16 protein-coding genes and 1 pseudogene are annotated in these 19,665 nt (G+C 66.0%); 7 read left to right on the top strand and 10 right to left on the bottom strand.

What is annotated here, in order from left to right; genetic code table 11:
- Positions 1-57 precede the first annotated feature (57 nt).
- Positions 58-2,079: a sigma-54-dependent Fis family transcriptional regulator gene (locus tag A6V37_RS34375; protein WP_064286816.1), complete on the bottom strand. Its 2,022-nt coding sequence runs from the start codon at positions 2,077-2,079 to the stop codon at positions 58-60.
- Positions 2,080-2,481: 402 nt separating this feature from the next.
- Between A6V37_RS34375 and A6V37_RS34370 the strand changes: the two genes are divergently transcribed.
- A complete protein-coding gene (locus tag A6V37_RS34370; RefSeq protein ID WP_064270889.1) occupies positions 2,482-2,772 on the top strand; it encodes a DUF1488 family protein in 291 nt (96 codons plus the stop codon).
- A 209-nt stretch (positions 2,773-2,981) separates the two neighbouring features.
- Here A6V37_RS34370 and A6V37_RS34365 read toward each other — a convergent pair whose 3' ends face one another.
- The 6 genes from A6V37_RS34365 to A6V37_RS34340 all read right to left on the bottom strand — a co-directional run bounded on the left by A6V37_RS34365 (position 2,982) and on the right by A6V37_RS34340 (position 9,047).
- Positions 2,982-4,283, bottom strand: coding sequence for an NCS2 family permease (locus A6V37_RS34365; RefSeq protein ID WP_064270891.1), 1,302 nt, complete (start codon positions 4,281-4,283; stop codon positions 2,982-2,984).
- 140 nt (positions 4,284-4,423) lie between these two features.
- Complete coding sequence (locus A6V37_RS34360; protein WP_064270893.1) at positions 4,424-4,921, bottom strand: YaiI/YqxD family protein; 498 nt, start codon at positions 4,919-4,921, stop codon at positions 4,424-4,426.
- Positions 4,922-5,112: 191 nt separating this feature from the next.
- The gene (locus tag A6V37_RS34355; protein WP_064270895.1) at positions 5,113-5,373 is read right to left on the bottom strand and encodes a DUF4148 domain-containing protein; all 261 of its coding nucleotides are present in this window, start codon (positions 5,371-5,373) and stop codon (positions 5,113-5,115) included.
- A 155-nt stretch (positions 5,374-5,528) separates the two neighbouring features.
- Positions 5,529-6,302, bottom strand: coding sequence for a slipin family protein (locus A6V37_RS34350; RefSeq protein ID WP_064270897.1), 774 nt, complete (start codon positions 6,300-6,302; stop codon positions 5,529-5,531).
- On the bottom strand, positions 6,299-7,924 hold the full coding sequence (locus tag A6V37_RS34345; protein WP_064286815.1) for an NfeD family protein: 1,626 nt from the start codon (positions 7,922-7,924) through the stop codon (positions 6,299-6,301). Before A6V37_RS34345 ends, A6V37_RS34350 begins: the two co-directional genes overlap by 4 nt.
- A gap of 85 nt (positions 7,925-8,009) precedes the next feature.
- Positions 8,010-9,047, bottom strand: a complete 1,038-nt coding sequence (locus A6V37_RS34340) for an AraC family transcriptional regulator (RefSeq protein WP_064270901.1) — start codon at positions 9,045-9,047, stop codon at positions 8,010-8,012.
- Positions 9,048-9,297: 250 nt separating this feature from the next.
- Between A6V37_RS34340 and A6V37_RS34335 the strand changes: the two genes are divergently transcribed.
- From A6V37_RS34335 to A6V37_RS34310, 6 genes are all read left to right on the top strand, one after another.
- A complete protein-coding gene (locus A6V37_RS34335) occupies positions 9,298-10,431 on the top strand; it encodes an acyl-CoA dehydrogenase (protein ID WP_064286814.1) in 1,134 nt (377 codons plus the stop codon).
- Positions 10,432-10,540: 109 nt separating this feature from the next.
- Positions 10,541-12,232 carry an AMP-binding protein gene (locus A6V37_RS34330; protein WP_064270905.1) on the top strand — a complete coding sequence of 564 codons (1,692 nt, stop codon included), beginning with the start codon at positions 10,541-10,543 and terminating at the stop codon, positions 12,230-12,232.
- A 60-nt stretch (positions 12,233-12,292) separates the two neighbouring features.
- A complete protein-coding gene (locus A6V37_RS34325; RefSeq protein WP_064286813.1) occupies positions 12,293-13,804 on the top strand; it encodes a CoA-acylating methylmalonate-semialdehyde dehydrogenase in 1,512 nt (503 codons plus the stop codon).
- Positions 13,805-13,843: 39 nt separating this feature from the next.
- Positions 13,844-14,758, top strand: a complete 915-nt coding sequence (gene mmsB, locus A6V37_RS34320) for a 3-hydroxyisobutyrate dehydrogenase (RefSeq protein WP_064270909.1) — start codon at positions 13,844-13,846, stop codon at positions 14,756-14,758.
- A complete protein-coding gene (locus tag A6V37_RS34315) occupies positions 14,755-15,573 on the top strand; it encodes an enoyl-CoA hydratase (RefSeq protein WP_064270911.1) in 819 nt (272 codons plus the stop codon). The genes mmsB and A6V37_RS34315 overlap by 4 nt, the downstream gene beginning before the upstream one ends.
- A complete protein-coding gene (locus tag A6V37_RS34310) occupies positions 15,570-16,727 on the top strand; it encodes an enoyl-CoA hydratase/isomerase family protein (RefSeq protein ID WP_064270913.1) in 1,158 nt (385 codons plus the stop codon). The genes A6V37_RS34315 and A6V37_RS34310 overlap by 4 nt, the downstream gene beginning before the upstream one ends.
- Here A6V37_RS34310 and A6V37_RS34305 read toward each other — a convergent pair.
- The 3 genes and pseudogenes from A6V37_RS34305 to A6V37_RS41935 all read right to left on the bottom strand — a co-directional run.
- Positions 16,654-17,493: pseudogene (locus tag A6V37_RS34305) on the bottom strand (MFS transporter); the annotation flags it as partial. The gene A6V37_RS34310 and the pseudogene A6V37_RS34305 sit on opposite strands and share 74 nt — an antisense overlap.
- A gap of 486 nt (positions 17,494-17,979) precedes the next feature.
- Positions 17,980-18,978, bottom strand: coding sequence for a DNA-binding protein (locus tag A6V37_RS34300; RefSeq protein WP_064270915.1), 999 nt, complete (start codon positions 18,976-18,978; stop codon positions 17,980-17,982).
- Positions 18,979-19,345: 367 nt separating this feature from the next.
- Positions 19,346-19,665 (bottom strand): hypothetical protein (locus A6V37_RS41935; protein WP_208607908.1); only part of this gene is annotated, 320 nt, incomplete at its 5' end.

Genomic DNA, 19,665 nt, shown 5'->3' with positions numbered 1-19,665 from the left:
GGGTCGGACATCGTGCAAGTCTGTGACGGGTTGCGCCACACTTTACACGTTGCTGCTTCAATGAGTCGTCCTGCCGCGCCGCAAATACCGGTACACCGTGTTGCGCGCCAAGCCCAACTCGCGTGCCGCGGCTGACACGTTGCCGCCGAGCCGCGCGAGCGTTTGCGCAATCAGCGTGGCCTGCCAGTCTTCCATCCGGCCGGGTGCCGGCTGCTCTTGCGCGGGTGGTGCCGCGTGGACAACTTCGTCGCAGCCCGAAGCCGCGGGCCGCACTGCCGGCACGACCGGACCTTCCGCGGCCATCAGCGAAGCCACGCTTGCATCCGTCGCGGCATCGACGCAATCGTGCAGGAAGTCCTCAGGCAAATCGTCGAGTTCGATCTGCTCCGCGCCTTCGGCCATGATGCTCGCCGTGCGCAATACATTGGCCAGTTGCCGCAGATTGCCCGGCCAGCGGCATTGCCCAAACCGCTCAAGCACGGCGTCGGAGACGCGCCGCGGCAAGCGTTCGCCATCCGGCTGCAAGGTCAGCATGCGCGTGACGAGCGCGCGCAGATCCGTGCGCTCGCGCAGCGCCGGCAACGTCACGACAAGTCCATTGATCCGGTAATACAGGTCTTCGCGGAAGGTGCCCGCTTCGATCATCGCGCGCAGATTGCGGTGCGTCGCGCAGACAATGCGCAGATCCACCGGAATCGCCCGGGTGCCGCCGAGCGGCACGACGGTGCGCTCCTGCAGCACGCGCAGCAGGCGCACCTGCTGGGCGAGCGGCATGTCGCCGATTTCGTCGAGGAACAGCGTGCCGCCGTCGGCCTGCACGATCTTGCCGACGCTGCCGCGCTTTTTCGCACCGGTGAACGCGCCGTCTTCGTAGCCGAACAACTCCGCTTCGATCAGCGTATCGGGCAACGATGCGCAATTCAGTGCGATGAAGGGCGCGGCCCGTCGCGGCGAATCGTGATGGATGGCCCGCGCGAGCCACTCTTTGCCGGTGCCGGTTTTGCCGAGCACGAGAACCGGAATATCACGGCCACGCAGCCTCGCGACCCGTCGCAGGATCGCGGCCATTTGCGCGTCGCCGGTGTCGAGCGTTTCCAGCGTGGCGAGCGGCGCGGGCTCGGCGGCCCTCGCCGGATGACGCGCACCGCCGGATAGGGGCGCACGCGACGGGCTGACCAGTTCATCCGCCGCCGCAATGTAACGCGGCGCGGCAAACTCGCCGCGCGCCACGACACGCACGCCGCTCGGCAGCGTCAGCACCACGCTTTCGCCTGGCGCGCGCGCGATCTGCTGCAAGAGCTTTTCAAAGCAGAGGCCGAAGAGCGCCTCGAACGGCTGCCGTTGCAGGTCGCCTAGCGGTTGCCCGAATTGAAACAACGCGCTGCGATTGGCCGACAGGAACGTGCCGTCCGGCGCGAACGCCGCGAGCCCTTCGAACAGCGTGCCGATGAATTCGGCGCGGGCGTGAAAGTGGACGCGGATCGCGTCGACGAATTGATTGGAGAACAGATGATTTTCGATCATCTGTGCCGACATCCTGACGAGGGCGAGCGTGTGCTTATGGAAACCGCGCGTGTCGCCGCTCACGTCGAGTGCGCCGATGGTGCGCCCGAACGGATCCACGATCGGCGCGCACGAGCAGGTGAGGATCCGGTTGGCGTGCAGGAAGTGTTCTTCCGCATGCACCACGGTCGGCTGTCCGTCGACTAGCGCGGTGCCGATCGCGTTGGTGCCGCGATCCGCTTCGGCCCACGACACGCCCGGACACAGTGCGACGCGATTGGCTTTTTCCACGAAGTCGCTGTCGCCGAGACTGTGCAGGATCACGCCGTGATTGTCGGTGAGCAGCACCATGCTTTGCGTGTCGACGATCTGCGCATGCAGCGTTTCCATGACCGGCAGCGCATGCGTGTAGAGCGACTGATTGCGATCGACGAGTTCGCGCAGCGCGGGCCGCCGCAGCGGATGAAAGTCGGGCGTTTCCGACGCGCGCAGGCCGATTTCGAGCGAGCGGGCGTGAGCTTGCGCGATGACATCGGGCCGCCCGAAGGTGGGCGGCATGGCGGAACGATCGGTCAAAGCTTGTCTCCGGTAATCGGACTCGGCGGGTACGTGGCCCTCCGTTCGATGCCGCAGCGCAACATGCGCGCGTGCGGCCGAACTCCGATATTACAGGACGAAACGCAGGGTGCGCGGCAGGGAAAAAACGGAGACGGTGCGCCAGGGAGTGGAATCACGAGCCTGCACGAGGCACCAGAATCAGGCACCCAGTAAGTAAAACTTGCGCAGCGCCCGAACTCGTCTAAAGTGAATCAAATCACCTACGCGAGACGCGAAACACCGTGCCGCCGCGGCAGGTTGACGAGCCCGCGTCGTCAGTATTGGACAAGGAGGTTGGCGCTGCAGACGCGATCGGATGCAACCGGCGTGCGCATTATCCCTGCTACACCATGCGCGGCCTCTACCTTCCAGGTGAACCCCATGCAGATCCTATTCCCGAATGAAACTCCTGAATATTCAGGGCGCGAACTCACCCTGGCGTTCCCGGCGATGGTCGATGGGGAAAGAGTGGAGTGCATGATCACGGCGGAGGCACTGGAAGACCACTTCGGGGCCGCATCGCCGCGTCTGGAAGACATGGTCGGCGCATTCGACACTCATCGGGCCCGAATCGAAGCCGCCACACGGCGCCTGATATCGGAAACGCGCGCGCAATGCCTCGTGCTCAGAAGCGGCTACGTGCGCTTCTACGAAGCCAACTGGCGCAATTGACTGAAGACGTCCCTGCCGTCAGTCAACGCCGATAGCAGCAGGGAAAGCCGCGCAAGAATCATAAGCCGGGGAAACCCAGGCGCGGCATCGATCGTTCAAACTGCCCGCGGCCGTTCGTGCCGCCGGTGTTCAGACACGCGCACGAGCGCGCTCAGATCGTCCGCCACGGCGTCAACCGTAGCGGGCCACCAGGCGCCCGGCGCTGCCGCTTATTCGCTGCCGAGATAAAAATAACGGAACAGGAAAATCGCGGCGATGATCCACACCACCAGCTTCACCTTGCGCGCCTGGCCGGTCAGCAGTTTCAGGCCCGCATACGAAATGAAGCCGAACGCGACGCCGTTGGCGATCGAATAGGTGAAGGGCATCAGCAGGGCGGTGAGCGCGGCCGGCACGACTTCGGTGGCATCGTCCCACGGCAGGTCGAGCATTTCGCGCAGCATCAGGCACGACACATACAGCAAGGCCGGTGCGGTCGCGTAGCCGGGCACCACGCCCGCGAGCGGCGCGAAAAACAGCGCCGCGAGGAACAGCACGGCCACGGTGATGGCAGTAACGCCGGTGCGCCCGCCTGCCTGCACGCCCGACGCGCTTTCGATGTACGCGGTCGTGGACGACGTGCCGAGCATCGAGCCGGCCAGAATCGCCGTGCTGTCCGCGAGCAGCGCGCGGTTCAGGCGGTGCATCTTGCCTTCCACCAGCAGCCCGGCGCGGTTGGCCACGCCCATCAGCGTGCCGGTCGCATCGAACAGTTCGACGAGGAAGAACACCAGGATCACGTTCAGCACGCCGCTCGACAGCGCGGCGCGGATGTCGAGCTGGAACAGCGTCGGCGAGATCGACGGCGGTGCGGAAACAATGCCGTGGAACTGATTGCCGCCGAAGAAAAAGCTCAGCACCGTCACGCCGATAATGCCGATCAGGATCGCGCCGCGCACTTTCAGATGGTCCAGCGTGACGATCGCGAAGAAGCCGATCACCGCGAGCACCACATGGGGGCTGTGCAGGTCGCCGAGTGTCACGAGCGTGGCCGGATTGCCGACCACGATGCCGGCCGACTTCAGCGAAATGATCGCAAGAAAGAGGCCGATGCCGCCGGTAATGGCAATGCGTATCGAATGCGGAATGCCGTTGACGATCACTTCGCGCACCCGGAACAACGTGACGATCATGAACAGGCACCCGGAGATGAACACCGCGCCGAGCGCAGCCTGCCAGGTAAAGCCCATGCCTTTGACGACGGTGTACGCGAAGTACGCGTTCAGGCCCATGCCGGGCGCGAGCGCGATCGGATAGTTCGCGTAGAGACCCATGATCAGCGAGGCCAGCGCGGCGACGATGCAGGTCGCGACGAACACCGCGTCCTTCGGCATGCCGGCGTCGCCGAGAATCGCCGGGTTGACGAAGATGATGTAGGCCATCGTCAGGAAGGTGGTCACGCCGGCGAGCACTTCGGTGCGCAGATTGGTGCCGGCGGCGTCGAGGCCGAAGTAGCGTTGTATGGAGTCCATGAGGCGGGTCTCTCGTCGTTCAGAAAGCGTTTCTTGTGGTTTAGGCCAGTGATGCACCGTGTCGCCGGGGCTACGGGCGGATTGTAATCATGATTCGCGGCCGCTAGCCGGGTTGTGTGGCGCAACGGCTGCGTAAAAGCTCATTCAGTGGACGGTTCGCCGGGCAACTGTGGCGCCGCCGCATCACCCGGCGGCCGTTGCCGCGCCAGCCAGCGGTCCAGTTCGCCCGCGAAGCTTTTGCTGTCGCGCTGGCTGAACGCCGCCGGGCCGCCGGTATCGACGCCGCTGCCGCGCAACTGGTCGAGCATGGAGCGCATGCGCAGCCGTTCTTCGATCGTGCCGGGCGTGTACCAGTTGCCGCGCGGGTCGAGCGCCTGCGCGTCCTTGGCGAGCACCGCGGCGGCGAGCGGGATGTCGGCGGTAATCACCAGGTCGCCTTTCACGACGCGTTCGGCGATCAGGTCGTCGGCGGCGTCGAATCCGGCCGGCACCTGGATCGCGCGGATCAGGGGCGAGGGCGGCACGCGCAGAAACGAATTGGCGACCAGCGTCAGCGTCATGCCGGTGCGGCGCGCGGCGCGGTACAGCATTTCCTTGATTACGACCGGACAGGCGTCGGCGTCAACCCAGATTGGCATTGTTCGGATTCCGGCTGCGAGGGGTGGCGAAGGGGCGAGATGATACCTTGCCAGCGCGCGGGGCGGCACGGCAAGCGAATTTTCGACGTTGCCGGCAAGCGCCGGGGATCAGCCGAAAGGCATGCCGGACCAGGCTCGCCCACGGCCCTTGCAATCGCGGGCAGCCCGGCATGCCGCGCGGCGGCTGGCGCTTACTGCATCATCGTGCCGCCCGATTCCTGCGCCCGCCGTGCCGCGACAATGCGGCCCGCGCGCAATGCGTTGTCCGGATAGTCGATCCAGTCGAGCGGATCATAGCCGGCGGCACGCCATTCGATCAGATCGGCGATGACTTCGGCGCGCGTTTTTGGAGCCGAGGGGTCGTAAGACCGCGGCGATGTTTCCGCGAACGCGGTGCTCATGCTGACGGCGGCCAACAGCGCGCCGAATCCAACCAGAGAAATAACTTTCATGACGAGCTCCTGTGGAGCGGTTAAAAAACACCCCCCGAACTTTAAGATTGGCGTGCATGACGAGTAAGGCGACTAATGTAAGGCGACTAATCGCAATGCACTCTTTCGTCCTGTGAGCCCCAGTGAGGCGCACAGTGACGTCAAACCCCCTCGATTTACGACGTCGACGGCTTGCCAAAGCGATCCAGCACCGCGCTCAACAGGTCGATAGGCAGCGGGAACACGATCGTCGAGTTCTTGTCGGCGGCGATGGTCGTGAGAGTCTGCAGGTAGCGCAACTGCATGGCCTGAGGCTGGCGCGCCAGCGTCTGTGCCGCCTCCAGCAAGTGTTGCGAGGCCTGCAATTCGCCTTCCGCGTGAATCACCTTGGCGCGCCGTTCGCGTTCGGCTTCCGCCTGGCGGGCAATCGCACGGATCATCGTTTCATTGATATCCACGTGCTTGATCTCGACGATCGACACCTTGATGCCCCACGCGTCGGTCTGGGCGTCGAGCACTTTCTGGATATCCGCGTTCAGCTGCTCGCGATCCGCCAGCAGATCGTCGAGTTCGTGCTTGCCGAGCACCGCGCGCAAGGTCGTCTGCGATAACTGGCTGGTGGCCTCGAAGTAGCGCGCGACCTGAATCACCGCTTTCTCCGGATCGACCACACGGAAGTACACCACGGCATTGACCTTGACCGACACGTTGTCGCGGGTGATCACGTCCTGCGGCGGCACGTCGAACACGACGGTGCGCAGATCCATGCGCACGGCCTGCTGCACGACCGGAATGATCAGCACGAGGCCCGGCCCCTTGACCTTCCAGAAACGCCCGAGCGTGAACACGACACCACGTTCGTACTCCCGAAAAATCCGTATAGATGAAGCAATCAGCACGGCCACCAGCAGAATCAGAATGCTGCCGAAGCCGAATGTGAAACCGATCATTTGCGTTCTCCTTGTTGTCCTGATTCCGCGGGCACGACGGTCAGCGTCAATCCGCGCCGCGCGGTGACACGCACCGCATGACCGGCCTCGATCGGCGCCGTGCTGGACCCCCGCCAGCGTTCGCCATGCACGCGTGCCCAACCGGCCGGTGCGCCATCCGCGGCGGCGTCCTCGGGCAAAAGGCCGCCTTCGAGCACCACGCCGACGCTGCCGACCAGCGCTTCCGCGCCGGTCACCACCGGCCGCCGCCGCGCGCCCAGCGCGAGCCGCGACACGCCCAGCACGAACAGCACGCTGAACACCGCCACGGCGGCGATCATCGGCAGCGGAATGCCGTAGCCGGGCACATCGGTGTCGATCAGCATCAATGCGCCGATCACGAACGCGACCACGCCGCCGATGCCAAGCGAGCCGAACGTCGGCAGAAACGCTTCGCCGATCAGAAAGCCGATGCCGAGAAAGATCAGGCTCAGGCCGACGTAGTTGACCGGCAGCATCTGCATGGCAAAGAGGCCGATCAGCAGGCTGATCGCGCCGACCACGCCGGGCAGCACGAAACCGGGATTGGCGAATTCGAAGAACAGGCCGTACATGCCGAGCATCAGCAGGATCAGCGCGACGTTGGGATCGGTGATGACGGCGAGGAAATGGCTGCGCCAGTCTTCTTCGAGCGTGACGACTGGCGCCTGCGCGGTGCGCAGCGTGACCTTTCCGATGCTCGTGGCGATCGTGCGGCCGTCCACCTGGCGCAGTAAATCAGGCACGTCGCGCGCATTCAGATCGACGACGTGCTGCGCGAGCGCCTCCGTCGCCGACAGGCTGACAGCTTCGCGCACCGCGCGCTCGGCCCAGTCGGCGTTGCGCCCGTGCATTTGCGCGAGGCCGCGGATGTAGGCGGCGGCGTCGTGGACCTGCTTGCGCATTTCGGTTGATTGGGTGTCGAGGGGCAGGGCGGCGCTTGTTGCGCTGGTGGCGTCAGCCGGCGCGGATGCCGCGGGTTTGGACGGCCCGCCAGCGGCACCGCCACCACTGCCCGGCATCCCAGTCGCTCCACTGCCGCCCGGCATTCCGGGCGCTCCACCGCCACCAGGCATCCCCGGCGCGCCTCCGCCCCCCGGCGGCTCAGCACCGCCGATACCCACCTGAATCGGCGTGGCCGCACCGAGATTGGTGCCCGGCGCCATCGCCGCGATGTGGCTGGCGTAGATGATGTAGGTCCCGGCGCTGGCCGCGCGCGCGCCGGTCGGGGCGATAAAGGTGGCGACCGGCACCGGCGAGGCGAGAATCGCCTTGATGATCTGCCGCATCGACGTATCGAGCCCGCCGGGCGTGTCGAGCTGCAGCACGGCGAGTTGCGCGCGCTCGTCGGCGGCGCGCTGCAGGCTGCGCACGATGAAATCGGCGCTGGCCGGGCCGATCGCCCCGTTCACAGGAATCACGACCACGCTGTTGGGCGCCATTGCGGCCAGCAGCGGCGCGTTGGATTCGCACGACGCGAATCCGCAAGTCAAAAGCACGCCAAGCACGGTGATGCCGCGCATCAACCGGCCCACGGCGCCGCCACGGATAAGCGGCACGCGTGGACCAGACTGCCGGAACGGGAGACGTGGATACGTGCTCATCGCTGACGGCTGCCGCACCCTGTCGACACGTACCGACCGGCGCGGGCCGATACCCCAAGGAGAAGGCTGGCCTGACCCTTACAGCTTAGTCCGATTCCGCCCGGCGCGTGAAATCCGCACGCGCCGGGCGATAGTCGGTCGGCCGCATGCCGGTCCACTTGCGAAACGCGCGATGAAACGCGCTCGGCTCGGCAAATCCCACGGCGGTGGCGATGTCGGCGATGGTCCGGTCGGTGTCCTGCAGCTCGCCGATCGCGATATCGCGCCGCAGGTCGTCCTTGATCGACTGATACGTATAGCCTTCCTGTTTCAAACGCCGCCGCATGGTGGCTTCCGCCACGTGCAGCCGTTCGGCCATCTGATCCGCGGCGGGCCAGCCGGACATCGGCATGGCGCGCAGCATCTTGCGCACGCGCGTCGCGAGCGAGCCGGCGTTGCGGTACTTGACGATGAAGCTGCCCGGCGCATCGCGCAGGAAGGGCTTGACCGACTTGGTCGTCTGGATCACGGGCAGCTCCAGAAATCCGGGCGCGAGATCGACGTAAGACTCGGCCTGATCGAAGCTCATGTCATCGCAGAACATCAGGCGGTACTCATGCGCGGCGGGCGGCTCCGCGCAGCGAAAGCGCGCCTCGACGAGCGGAATGCGCCGCCCGACCAGCCAGCACAACAGGCCATACACGAGGATGAAGTAGGTCGCGTAGGCGAACATGGCGGGCGGCGGCGCGGTTCCGCTTTCGACGAAGCACAGGCGCACGCGTTGCGCGTTCGTGTCGATGCGAGCGCCCAGATCGTCCAGCACCAGCCGCATGAAGCCAACCGCGCGCGCCAGCGCCTGCGCGCCGTTGCGCGCGGTCAGCGCCGTCTGCGTCATGGCGATGAAGCTGCCGCTTTTCATGCGATGCGAATCCTGGCCGAAGAACTCGTCGTCGAGCGCACGCGCAATGCCGGCCCACAACGCGCCGTATTGCGCCGACGACACCCGGCTTTTCGGTGACGCCAGCATCGGCGCCGCGATGCCGGCGGCTTCGGCGAGCGGCAGCGCGTCGAGTCCGCGCGCCCGAGCCAGAGCCAGGGTTTCCTCGACCATGCTGACGGAAATCGTACCTTTTTCGCTTTTCATCGGAGTCTGATCTATCGGGTCGGGCTGGCAAAAGCGCTCAGAATTTTGCCTGCGGTGGTGCGCTAAGCCCTTGAAACTGCGGCTTGATTAGCTGTTGCATCGTACCAGTATGGCAAATGCGCTCATTCAGAATGATCGCGCTGAGCATCGAACCTGTCCAGCGGCTTGCCTACACTGGGTCCCAACGGATCGCGCAAAAGCCACGCAACGGCCACACACCCGCTGCGATCAGACGGACAGGACGAGCACCATGGATAGCTTCTACACCGACGAACAACGCATGATCCGCGACGCCGCTCGCGATTTCTCGACCGAATGTCTCGCGCCTCATGCCGCGCAGTGGGACCGCGAAGCGCGCCTGCCCGACGAGGTCGTCAAGCAGATGGGCGAGCTCGGGTTTCTCGGCATGATCGTGCCGCCGGAGTGGGGCGGTTCCTACACCGACTACGTGGCCTACGCGCTCGCGCTCGAAGAGATCGCCGCGGGCTGCGCCGCGTGCGCCACGCTGATGAGTGTGCACAACTCGGTCGGCTGCGGCACGATCCTCAACTTCGGCACAGCTGCGCAAAAGGACCGCTATCTGCACGACCTCGCCACCGGCCGGCGCATCGGCGCGTTCTGCCTGACCGAGCCGCAGGCCGGCTCCGAGGCGAACAATCTGCGCACCCGCGCGGTGCTGCGCGACGGCAAGTGGGTGCTCAACGGCAGCAAGCAGTTCGTGACCAACGGCGCGCGCGCCGATCTCGCGATCGTGTTCGCCGTCACCGATCCCGAGCGCGGCAAGCGCGGCCTGTCCGCCTTCATCGTGCCGACCGATACGCCGGGCTTCAACGTCGGCAAGCCGGAGCACAAGCTCGGCATTCGCGCGTCCGACACCTGCCCGATTTCGTTCGACGACTGCGCCGTGCCCGAGGCCAATCTGCTCGGCGAGCCGGGCGAAGGCTTGCGCATCGCGCTGTCGAATCTCGAAGGCGGGCGCATCGGCATCGCCGCGCAGGCAGTCGGCATCGCGCGGGCCGCGTTCGATGCCGCGCGTTGCTATGCGAGCGAACGGATTCAGTTCGGCAAGGCGCTCAAGGACCATCAGACCATCGCCAACATGCTCGCCGACATGGCCACGCGCCTGAATGCCGCGCGCCTGCTCGTGCATCATGCGGCGCGGCTGCGCACGGCAGGCAAGCCGTGTCTGTCGGAAGCCTCGCAGGCGAAGCTGTTCGCCTCGGAGCTGGCCGAGGAAATCTGCTCGAACGCGATTCAGATTCACGGCGGGTATGGGTATCTCGAGGACTACGCGGTGGAGCGCCACTACCGCGACGCGCGCATCACGCAGATTTACGAAGGAACCAGCGAAGTGCAGCGCATGGTGATCGCGCGCCATGTGTAAATGCAGATGAGGGGGTTTTTGAGTGCAAAATAGCCTCGCAGCCTGGCAGTAATGAGAGCGATGGTGGAGAAAAAAGCGGAGTGGATACCGCGTCAAATTGGAGACGACGATGACTGCAGCGAAAGGCTTTTTCGACGCGCGCGAGCTGTTGTTGCGCCATCGAACCGACTACGACCGTGCCTACAGCGAATTCGCGTGGCCGGCGCTGGACGAGTTCAACTGGGCGCTCGACTACTTCGACGTGATCGCACGCAACAACGACAATCCCGCACTGTGGATCGTCGACGATCCCACCGGCGACGGCCTGCGCCTGTCATACGCGCAGATGTCGGAGCGCTCGTCGCGCATGGCGAATTTCCTGCGCGGGGTGGGCGTGGGGCGCGGCGACCACGTGCTGCTGATGCTGCCGAACCGCGTCGAACTGTGGGACGTGATGCTCGCGGCCATGAAGCTCGGCGCGATCGTGTTGCCCGCCACCACGCAGCTTTCCGCCGACGACGTGCGCGACCGCGTGCAGATTGGCGGCGCGAAGTTCGTGGTGGTCGATAGCGCGGAGCTGGGCAAATTCGATACGCTGGAAACGCCGCTCACGCGCCTCTCGGTCGGCGCGCCGCGCGACGGCTGGATCGATCTCGCCGCCGCCTACGACGCTTCACCGCAGTTCACGCCCGACGGCATCACGCGCGCCACCGATCCGATGCTGCTGTACTTCACCTCGGGCACGACCTCGAAGCCCAAGCTGGTCGAGCATACGCATCAAAGCTATCCGGTCGGCCATCTGTCGACCATGTACTGGATCGGCCTCCAACCGAACGACGTTCACTGGAACATCAGCTCGCCGGGCTGGGCCAAGCACGCATGGAGCTGCTTCTTCGCGCCGTGGAATGCGCAGGCCTGTGTGTTCGTGTTCAACTTCGCGCGCTTCGTGCCCAAAGACACGCTGAACGTGTTGGTGCGCTTCAACGTCACCACGCTGTGCGCGCCACCTACTGTCTGGCGCATGCTCGTGCAGGAACATCTGACCGACTATCCGGTCAAGCTGCGGGAGATTGTCGGGGCCGGCGAGCCGTTGAATCCCGAGATCATCGAGCGGGTGAAGCACGCGTGGGGCATTACGATTCGCGACGGCTTCGGCCAGACCGAGACCACCTGCCAGATCGGCAACTCGCCGGGCCAGCCGGTCGTGCCGGGTTCGATGGGACGCCCGCTGCCGGGCTACACGATCGCACTGATCGACGCCGACGATCAGCCCGTCACCGAAGGCGAAATCGCGCTGTCTCTGGCCAAGCGTCCGCTCGGCTTGATGACGGGCTACGCCAACAATGCCAACGCCACCGCGCAAGCCATGCGCAACGGCTTTTACCGGACCTCAGACGTCGCGCTGCGCCGCGACGACGGCTACTACGTCTACGTGGGCCGCGCCGACGACGTCTTCAAATCCTCGGACTACCGCCTGAGCCCGTTCGAACTCGAAAGCGTGCTGATCGAGCACGAAGCGATCGGCGAAGCCGCCGTGGTGCCGAGCGCCGACGCGCTGCGTCTGTCGGTGCCCAAGGCGTTCGTCACGGTGCGCCAGGGTTACGAAGCCGGTCCCGAACTCGCACGCGCCGTGTTCGCGTTTTCGCGCGAAAAGCTCGCCCCGTACAAGCGGATTCGCCGCCTGCAATTCAGCGAACTGCCGAAAACCATCTCCGGCAAGATTCGCCGCGTGGAATTGCGGCGCCGTGAAATGGAGCGCGAAGCGGAACCCGCGCGCTTGCCCGGCGAGTATTGGGAAGAAGACTTCCCAGACTTGCGTTGATTCCTTTTTATCCATTGTCACTGTTCGGCCGCCACGCGGCCACTGCACAGGAGTTTCAGCATGAACGCAATTGCTGCCGCCGCCACCGTCAAGCTGCTGATCAACGGTGAGTTCGTCGAATCGAAGACCACCGAATGGCGCGATATCGTCAACCCCGCCACGCAAGAGGTGCTGGCGCGGGTACCGTTCGCCACCGCCGATGAAGTGAACGAGGCGATCCGCTCGGCGCATGCCGCGTTCAAGACGTGGAAGGACACGCCGATTGGCGCGCGCATGCGCATCATGCTGAAGTTTCAGGCGCTGATTCGCGAGCATATGCCGCGCATCGCAAAGACCTTGAGTGCCGAGCAAGGCAAGACGATTCCCGACGCCGAAGGCGATATCTTCCGCGGCCTCGAAGTGGTCGAGCACGCCTGCTCGATCGGCAGCTTGCAGCAGGGCGAATTCGCGGAGAACGTGGCGGGCGGTGTCGATACGTACACGCTGCGCCAGCCGATCGGCGTCTGTGCCGGCATCACGCCGTTCAACTTCCCGGCGATGATTCCGCTATGGATGTTCCCGATGGCGATTGTCTGCGGCAACACCTTCGTGCTCAAGCCGTCGGAACAGGATCCGCTGTCGACCATGCAACTGGTCGAACTCGCACTAGAAGCGGGCGTGCCGAAGGGCGTGCTGAACGTCGTGCACGGCGGCAAGGAAGTAGTCGACGCGCTCTGCACGCATGAGCTGATCAAGGCGGTTTCGTTCGTCGGCTCGACGGCCGTCGGCACGCATGTCTATCGTCTCGGCAGCGAGCACGGCAAGCGCGTGCAATCCATGATGGGCGCGAAGAACCACGCCGTGGTGCTGCCCGATGCGAACCGCGAGCAGACGCTCAATGCGCTCGCCGGCGCGGGCTTCGGCGCGGCGGGGCAGCGTTGCATGGCGACTTCGGTGGTGGTGCTGGTGGGCGCCGCGCAGCAATGGGTGCCGGATCTGGTCGCCAAGGCGAAGACGCTCAAGGTCAATGCCGGCAGCGAACCGAATACGGACATCGGCCCGGTGGTATCGCGCGCGGCCAAACAGCGCGTTCTCGGGCTGATCGAAGCGGGCGTGAAAGAGGGCGCGACGCGCGCGCTCGACGGCCGCGATGTGAAAGTGCCGGGCTACGAGCAAGGCAATTTCATCGGCCCGACGATTTTCACGGACGTCACCACCGAGATGCAGATCTACACGCAGGAAATTTTCGGCCCGGTGCTGGTCGTGCTGAACGCGGCGACGCTCGATGACGCGATCGCGCTGGTCAACAGCAATCCGTTCGGCAATGGCGTGGGCCTCTTCACGCAGAGCGGCGCGGCGGCGCGCAAGTTCCAGAGCGAGATCGATATCGGCCAGGTCGGCATCAACATTCCGATTCCGGTGCCGGTGCCGTTCTTCAGCTTTACCGGCTCGCGCGGCTCGAAGCTCGGCGACCTCGGCCCCTACGGCAAGCAGGTCGTGCAGTTCTACACGCAGACCAAAACCGTCACGGCCCGCTGGTTCGACGACGATACCGTCAACGACGGCGTCAACACGACCATCAGCCTGCGCTGAGCGCATCCATTGCAGCCGCGCATAGACGGAGACGACATCATGAAGATTGGCTTTATCGGACTCGGCAACATGGGCGCGCCGATGGCTCACAACCTGCTCAAGGCGGGCCACGCGGTCAACGTATTTGACCTCAGCGCGCAAGCCGTGCAGGCGCTGGTCGATGCGGGCGCGAAAGCGGCAGCATCGCCGAAGGCGGCAGTGACCGACGTGGAATGCGTGATTACCATGCTGCCGGCCGCCGCGCACGTGCGCAGCGTGCTGACCGCGGACGACGGCGTTTTCGCGGGCATTGCCAAGGGCGTGACCATCATCGATTCGAGCACGATCGATCCTGCCAGCGTGAAGGCGTTTGCCGAACTCGCGCAGAAGCAGGGCAACGACTTTGTCGATGCGCCTGTTTCAGGCGGCACCGGCGGCGCGGCAGCGGGCACGCTGACCTTCATGGTCGGCGGCAGCGCGAGCGCGTTTGAACAGGTCAAGCCGGTGTTGTCGGCGATGGGCAAGAACATCGTGCATTGCGGCGCGGCCGGCACGGGCCAGGTCGCGAAGATCTGCAACAACCTCGTGCTCGGCATCACGATGGCGGGCGTGGCTGAGGCGATGTCGCTCGGCGAGGCGCTCGGCATCGACGCGAAAGTGCTGGGCGGCATCATCAATACGTCGACGGGGCGGTGCTGGAGTTCGGACACGTATAACCCGATGCCCGGCGTGATCGAGACCGCGCCGTCCACGCGCGGCTATACCGGCGGCTTCGGCACGGATCTGATGCTCAAGGACCTGGGTCTCGCCAGCGATGCCGCACGCTCGGTGCGTCAGCCGGTCTATCTCGGCGCGCTCGCGCAGCAGCTCTATCAAACGATGAGCGCAAAAGGCGCGGGACGTCTCGACTTTTCCGCGGTCATCAAGCTGTATCGTCACGACGCCCAGGACGCCAGGGACGGAGCTGCATCATGATCGAACTCGACTACGCGCATGACGGCGCCGTTGCGCAACTCACGCTCAAGCGGCCGCCCGCCAACGCCTTCACGCCCGAGGGTCTGCTGCAATTGCAGCAGACGGTGGAGCGTCTGAACGGCGAGGCGCACGTGCGGGCGATCGTCATTACCGGCGACGGCCCCAAGTTCTTCAGTGCGGGCGCGGATCTGAACACGTTCGCCGACGGCAACCGCGAAGTCGCGCGCACGGCGGCGGCGCGCTTCGGCGCGGCGTTCGAAACCTTGCAGAATGCGCGTCCGGTGGTGATCGCGGCGATCAACGGCTATGCGATGGGCGGCGGGCTCGAATGCGCGCTCGCATGCGATATTCGGATTGCTGAACAACATGCGTTGCTGGCCTTGCCGGAGACGGCGGTCGGCCTGCTGCCCTGCGGCTGCGGCACGCAGACGCTGCCGTGGCTCGTCGGCGAAGGCTGGGCCAAGCGGATGATCCTCATCGGCGAACGCGTCGACGCGGCGACGGCGTTGCGTATCGGTCTCGTCGAGGAGGTGGTGGAGAAGGGCGCGGCGCGCGAGGCCGCGCTGACCATGGCGGCGCGTGTCGCCACCTTGAGCCCGCAGGCGGTGGGCTTCAGTAAGACGCTGATTCACCAGGGCCGCAACGGCGTGCCGCGCGCGGCGGCGCTGGCGCTGGAACGCGAACGCTTCGTCGATCTGTTCGACGGCGCCGATCAGCGCGAAGGTGTCAACGCGTTCCTCGAGAAGCGCGCGCCGCGGTGGCAGGTGGCGCAAACAGCCCAGGCCGCTCACGCCGATCAGGAGACGCAGCGATGAGCGCCTTGCAAAGCGTCGTGCCCGTAGCGAGCCACGAGGCGGAACGCGAGATTCTGTTCCGTGTGGTCAACCGGGTGGCGATCATCACGCTGAACCGCCCGGCCGCGCTCAATGCGCTCTCGCACGCCATGGTGCGCGAGCTTGCCGTGCTGGTCGAACATTGCCGCACCGACGAGGGCATCGTCGCGCTCGTGCTGAAGGGCGCGGGCGCCAAGGGCTTCTGCGCCGGCGGCGACGTGCGCGAGGTGCAGCGGCTCGCGAAGAACGGCGACAGCCGGTGGCTCGCGTTCTTCGTCGATGAGTACCGGCTCGACTACGCGCTGCACACCTTTCCGAAGCCAGTGGTCGCCTTGCTCGACGGCATTACGATGGGCGGCGGCATGGGGCTCGGCCAGGCGGCGCGGCTGCGCATCGTGACGGAGCGCAGCAAGATCGCCATGCCGGAAACGCGCATCGGTTTCCTGCCGGACGTCGGCGCAACCCGCTTTTTGAGCGTCATGCCACCGGAGCTGGAACTGTACGTCGGGCTGACCGGCGCGACGCTGTCAGGCGCCGATGCGTTGCGTCTGCAACTGGCGGATCTGTGCGTGCCGGCCGAATGGCTCGCCACGTTCGAGGAGCGCCTGCAGCGCATGCCGCACCAAGGCGATCTGCTGGCCGCGCTGCGCGGCGTGTTCGAGCCGCCGTGCAACATCGTTCCGCATGCGGCGCTGGGGCCGCACGGGGCATTGACGCAGCTCATCTTGCGCCACTTCGACCGGCGCTCGAGCGTCGACCGGATGGTCGCGACACTGCGGCACGATCTGGAACGCGATCCTTCACGCGAAGTGAGGCAGTGGCTGCAGTCCACCTACGACGCGCTGACCGGCCATTCACCCACCATGCTCCACGTCACGCGCGAGGCGCTGTTGCGAGGCCGGCAGATGACGTTGGCCGAGTGCTTCCGCATGGAACTGGGCATCGTCAAGCGCGTGATCGAGGAGGGCGACTTCTGCGAGGGCGTGAGAGCGCAGCTGATCGACAAGGATCGGCAAGCCCGCTGGGCGCCCGCCACGCTCGCTGAAGTGCGGCCGGAACGCGTCAGGCATTTCCTTGCTTCGCCGTGGAAGCGGGAGTCGCATCCGTTGGCAGGGTTGGGCGCGGAACAGGGTTGACCACGGGCGGCACTAACCCCCCCGCCGCGGGTGCGTTGCCTTGTGCGCTCCGCACCCGCGAAACCCACAGCACGCCCGCCAGCGAGACGGCCACCGAGACCCAGCCGACAGTCCCATAGCCCACTATCTGACCGCCCGGCGACGTGCCGAGCATCAGGCCGCCAAGCCATGCTCCGCTACCTGTGCCCATGGCCTGAAGCGCGCTGTTCGCGCTCAGAAACGCGCCTCGCCGGGCAGGTTCAGGCACGGTGGTCAGGAGGGCCTGCCGCGGCACCATGCGCGAGGACAGCAGGACCATGAAGAACGGGAAGAACAGCACGAGCGCGTAGAACGGCAGATTGGGCAGATGCGTCATCATCAGTACGGGGACGAACGCGAGCACCGCCGCGATCCGGAACACCCGGCGCGTGCCGAATCGGTCCGCGAGCTTGCCGACGCGGCGCGATGTAAAGAAGGTCGCCGCGCCGCCCGCCATGTAGAGCCATGACAGCTGCGCGGGGGCGACGCCGTGATTGGCGACCAGCATCGGCGAAATGAACGGGATCACCAGCATGTGCGCGATCATCATCGTGAAGGTCAGCGCAAACGCGTTCAGATGGCGCGGGTTGCTCAGCAGCCGCCATAGATCCGGCAGGACTTCGGCGAGCGGCGGCGGACGGCGGCTCAAATGCTCCGCCACCGACGGCACCAATTGCCGTCCCACCAGCCACACGATGAGCGACAGCACGACCAGCAGGAAGAACGGTGCCGCCCAGCCGAAGTGCGCCGCCCGTGGTGCTGGCCGCAGGCGCGGCAGGCTGGGCGAGGGGCGGCGGCCCGAGCGCCGCGAGCCAGACGGCCGCCGTTGCGGTCGCGGGAGAGGACGACGATGAGGACGAGGATGAGGACGCACCGGAGCCTGTCGTGACCGGCACACTGCTGTCAGCGACCTCACGGAAACGGCGCCGGTGCTGGTGCAGCACGCGCGCCAGCACCGTTTCCGGTGCCGGCGCGTCGGCCGCCGCGACAATCCGCAGGCGGCCGCGGTCCCAGTATTCGATGGCGGCCTCGTGCTCGAGCAGCAGCGCGAACACGGCAGGGTGCTCGCGTTTCGCGTCGGCCAGCGACGGGCAGCCGCGCTTCAGGCGCGACAGCGTCCAGCGAATGTAGACCGGATGGCCGGTCGCGCCGGCCAGGTAGTCGAGGGCCGCGTCAATCGAACCGGGCAACGGCTGCGGGGGCGACGCCCCGGTATCGAACCAGCCGGCGAGGTTCATCGTGCCTTCCTCCTGGCCTGTGCGACGGGGCCGGCCGGCGAGGGCGTCGCCACCGATGGCGTGGCCGACGTCCGGCGGCGCCGGCCGGGCGTGGCGCTGGCCGCACCGTGCGTGGCAGCCTGAGCGGGCTGGGCCGCCTGCATGGTTTGCAGTAGCGCGCGCTGCTCAGAGACGAGCGTGGTCAGGGCGGCCGCTTCGGCCGCGGCGTGCTGGCGGGCGTCGCGCTCGCCGGCGAGCTCGGTAAGCAGCCGGTCACGCAGTCCCTCGAGGGCGGCGACCCGCTCCCGGGCCTCGGACACCTGGCCGGCCAGCCGCTCGCGCTCGGCCTGCAGCGCGTGCCGCTGGTGTTCCGTTTCCTGCAGCAGCTGCCGGGACAGGCCTTCGTAGCGGGTGTGAACCGCAGCGAACTCGTCGGCGTGTGACTGTCGGGTCTGGGCAAGGGTTGCGGTGACGGTGTCCCGTTCGGCCTGCAGGCCCGCAGCAGCCCCATTGAGCGTCGCCGCCCGCTCGGTGAGGCTGCGGCAGTCCGCGCGCAGGTTGGCCAGTTCGCTGTCGCGTGCCGTTACCTGCGCCCTTAGATCGGCCAGTTCGACCCGTAGCATCTCGGTTCGCAACTCGGCGTCCCGTCGCGCGGCGTCCGACGCTTCGGCGGCCCGCGTCGCGTCCTCCCTGAGACGGACCACCTCGTCGAGCTGGACCGCGACGGCCGCCTGCCACAGTGCGCGCATCTGCTCGGCGATCGGGTCAGGCAGGCCGGGAATCGCGACCTGCGCAAGGCCGGCGCGCACCACTTCGGCCTCGATCGTGTTCAGGGTACGCGAGAGCATCGCCGGGTCGCCGGCACCGAGCCGTGCGCGCAGCTTGCGCACCGCCACCACCCGGCGGAAGCGTTCGCTGGTCGGCGGGGCATGCTCGGGATCCAGCTCCGCCTCGGCGAGCATCGCGAGCACGGTAGTGCGGATCTGGTCGGGGGAGACGGCGGCGGGGCGGGCCATGGCGGGACTCCACGGCACCCGGGGAAAGCAGATCGAGGCGGGCGCAGGCGGGAAATTCCAGTCTAGATTACGCACAGGCCTGACGCCAGAAAACCGCTTTTTCTGGCGGGAAAGCAGACGGTGGCCGCGATAGACCCCCTTATCGCGGCAAACCAAACGGAAGTCAGACGGCGCGGCCTGCGAGCGGGCGACACTCCTGTGTGTCACCCCTGCGCGGCCGCGCAGTGCGTCTCATGACGCGAGCGCGCGCGGCAGTTCGGGGCATCGAGCCAGACGTTGAACGGCGGACGTGACCGGCTGGCGAGTGCGAGGTGTATCAGGCGACGGTGAGCCTCGGTATTGTGCAGGCCGTGGGAGCGTCAGATGCTCACCCGGTTGGCCGCGCTACGACCTTCAGCGGCGAGGCTTGTTGCGGCGTTGGCCCGTCACGGGTTCCATCGTCAGGCGGTTGCAGAGCTGTTTGAGCCAGCGCCGCACCCATATCCGACCCTTCGTTTGTGGACATTCGTTGATATCTCGACGAATTGTGGCTATTAAACGCGGTTTTGCTAATAGCAGTTGGACTGATATGACTTTCCGTGTCAATCGCGATCGGTTCTCGGTTTTGGTGCATCTGAATTTCCTGAGGGCGACGTAGCAGTACGTCTCGACGGTGGGTCACACTGATATCCGCGGGTTGGTTACCGC

Origin of the sequence: Paraburkholderia ginsengiterrae (assembly GCF_001645125.1) — a bacterium.
Taxonomy (GTDB): Bacteria; Pseudomonadota; Gammaproteobacteria; order Burkholderiales; family Burkholderiaceae; genus Paraburkholderia; species Paraburkholderia ginsengiterrae.
Note: the sequence above shows the minus strand (reverse complement) of the source record. Positions and strands in the feature narration are given on the sequence as shown.

Bases quoted from the DNA above. Each gene is read 5' to 3' on its own strand.
- A6V37_RS34370 (WP_064270889.1), top strand. From the start codon at position 2,482: ATGCAGATCCTATTCCCGAATGAAACTCCTGAATATTCAGGGCGCGAA.
- A6V37_RS34365 (WP_064270891.1), bottom strand. From the start codon at position 4,283: ATGGACTCCATACAACGCTACTTCGGCCTCGACGCCGCCGGCACCAAT.
- A6V37_RS34360 (WP_064270893.1), bottom strand. From the start codon at position 4,921: ATGCCAATCTGGGTTGACGCCGACGCCTGTCCGGTCGTAATCAAGGAA.
- A6V37_RS34355 (WP_064270895.1), bottom strand. From the start codon at position 5,373: ATGAAAGTTATTTCTCTGGTTGGATTCGGCGCGCTGTTGGCCGCCGTC.
- A6V37_RS34350 (WP_064270897.1), bottom strand. From the start codon at position 6,302: ATGATCGGTTTCACATTCGGCTTCGGCAGCATTCTGATTCTGCTGGTG.
- A6V37_RS34345 (WP_064286815.1), bottom strand. From the start codon at position 7,924: ATGAGCACGTATCCACGTCTCCCGTTCCGGCAGTCTGGTCCACGCGTG.
- A6V37_RS34340 (WP_064270901.1), bottom strand. From the start codon at position 9,047: ATGAAAAGCGAAAAAGGTACGATTTCCGTCAGCATGGTCGAGGAAACC.
- A6V37_RS34335 (WP_064286814.1), top strand. From the start codon at position 9,298: ATGGATAGCTTCTACACCGACGAACAACGCATGATCCGCGACGCCGCT.
- A6V37_RS34330 (WP_064270905.1), top strand. From the start codon at position 10,541: ATGACTGCAGCGAAAGGCTTTTTCGACGCGCGCGAGCTGTTGTTGCGC.
- A6V37_RS34325 (WP_064286813.1), top strand. From the start codon at position 12,293: ATGAACGCAATTGCTGCCGCCGCCACCGTCAAGCTGCTGATCAACGGT.
- mmsB (WP_064270909.1), top strand. From the start codon at position 13,844: ATGAAGATTGGCTTTATCGGACTCGGCAACATGGGCGCGCCGATGGCT.
- A6V37_RS34315 (WP_064270911.1), top strand. From the start codon at position 14,755: ATGATCGAACTCGACTACGCGCATGACGGCGCCGTTGCGCAACTCACG.
- A6V37_RS34310 (WP_064270913.1), top strand. From the start codon at position 15,570: ATGAGCGCCTTGCAAAGCGTCGTGCCCGTAGCGAGCCACGAGGCGGAA.
- A6V37_RS34300 (WP_064270915.1), bottom strand. From the start codon at position 18,978: ATGGCCCGCCCCGCCGCCGTCTCCCCCGACCAGATCCGCACTACCGTG.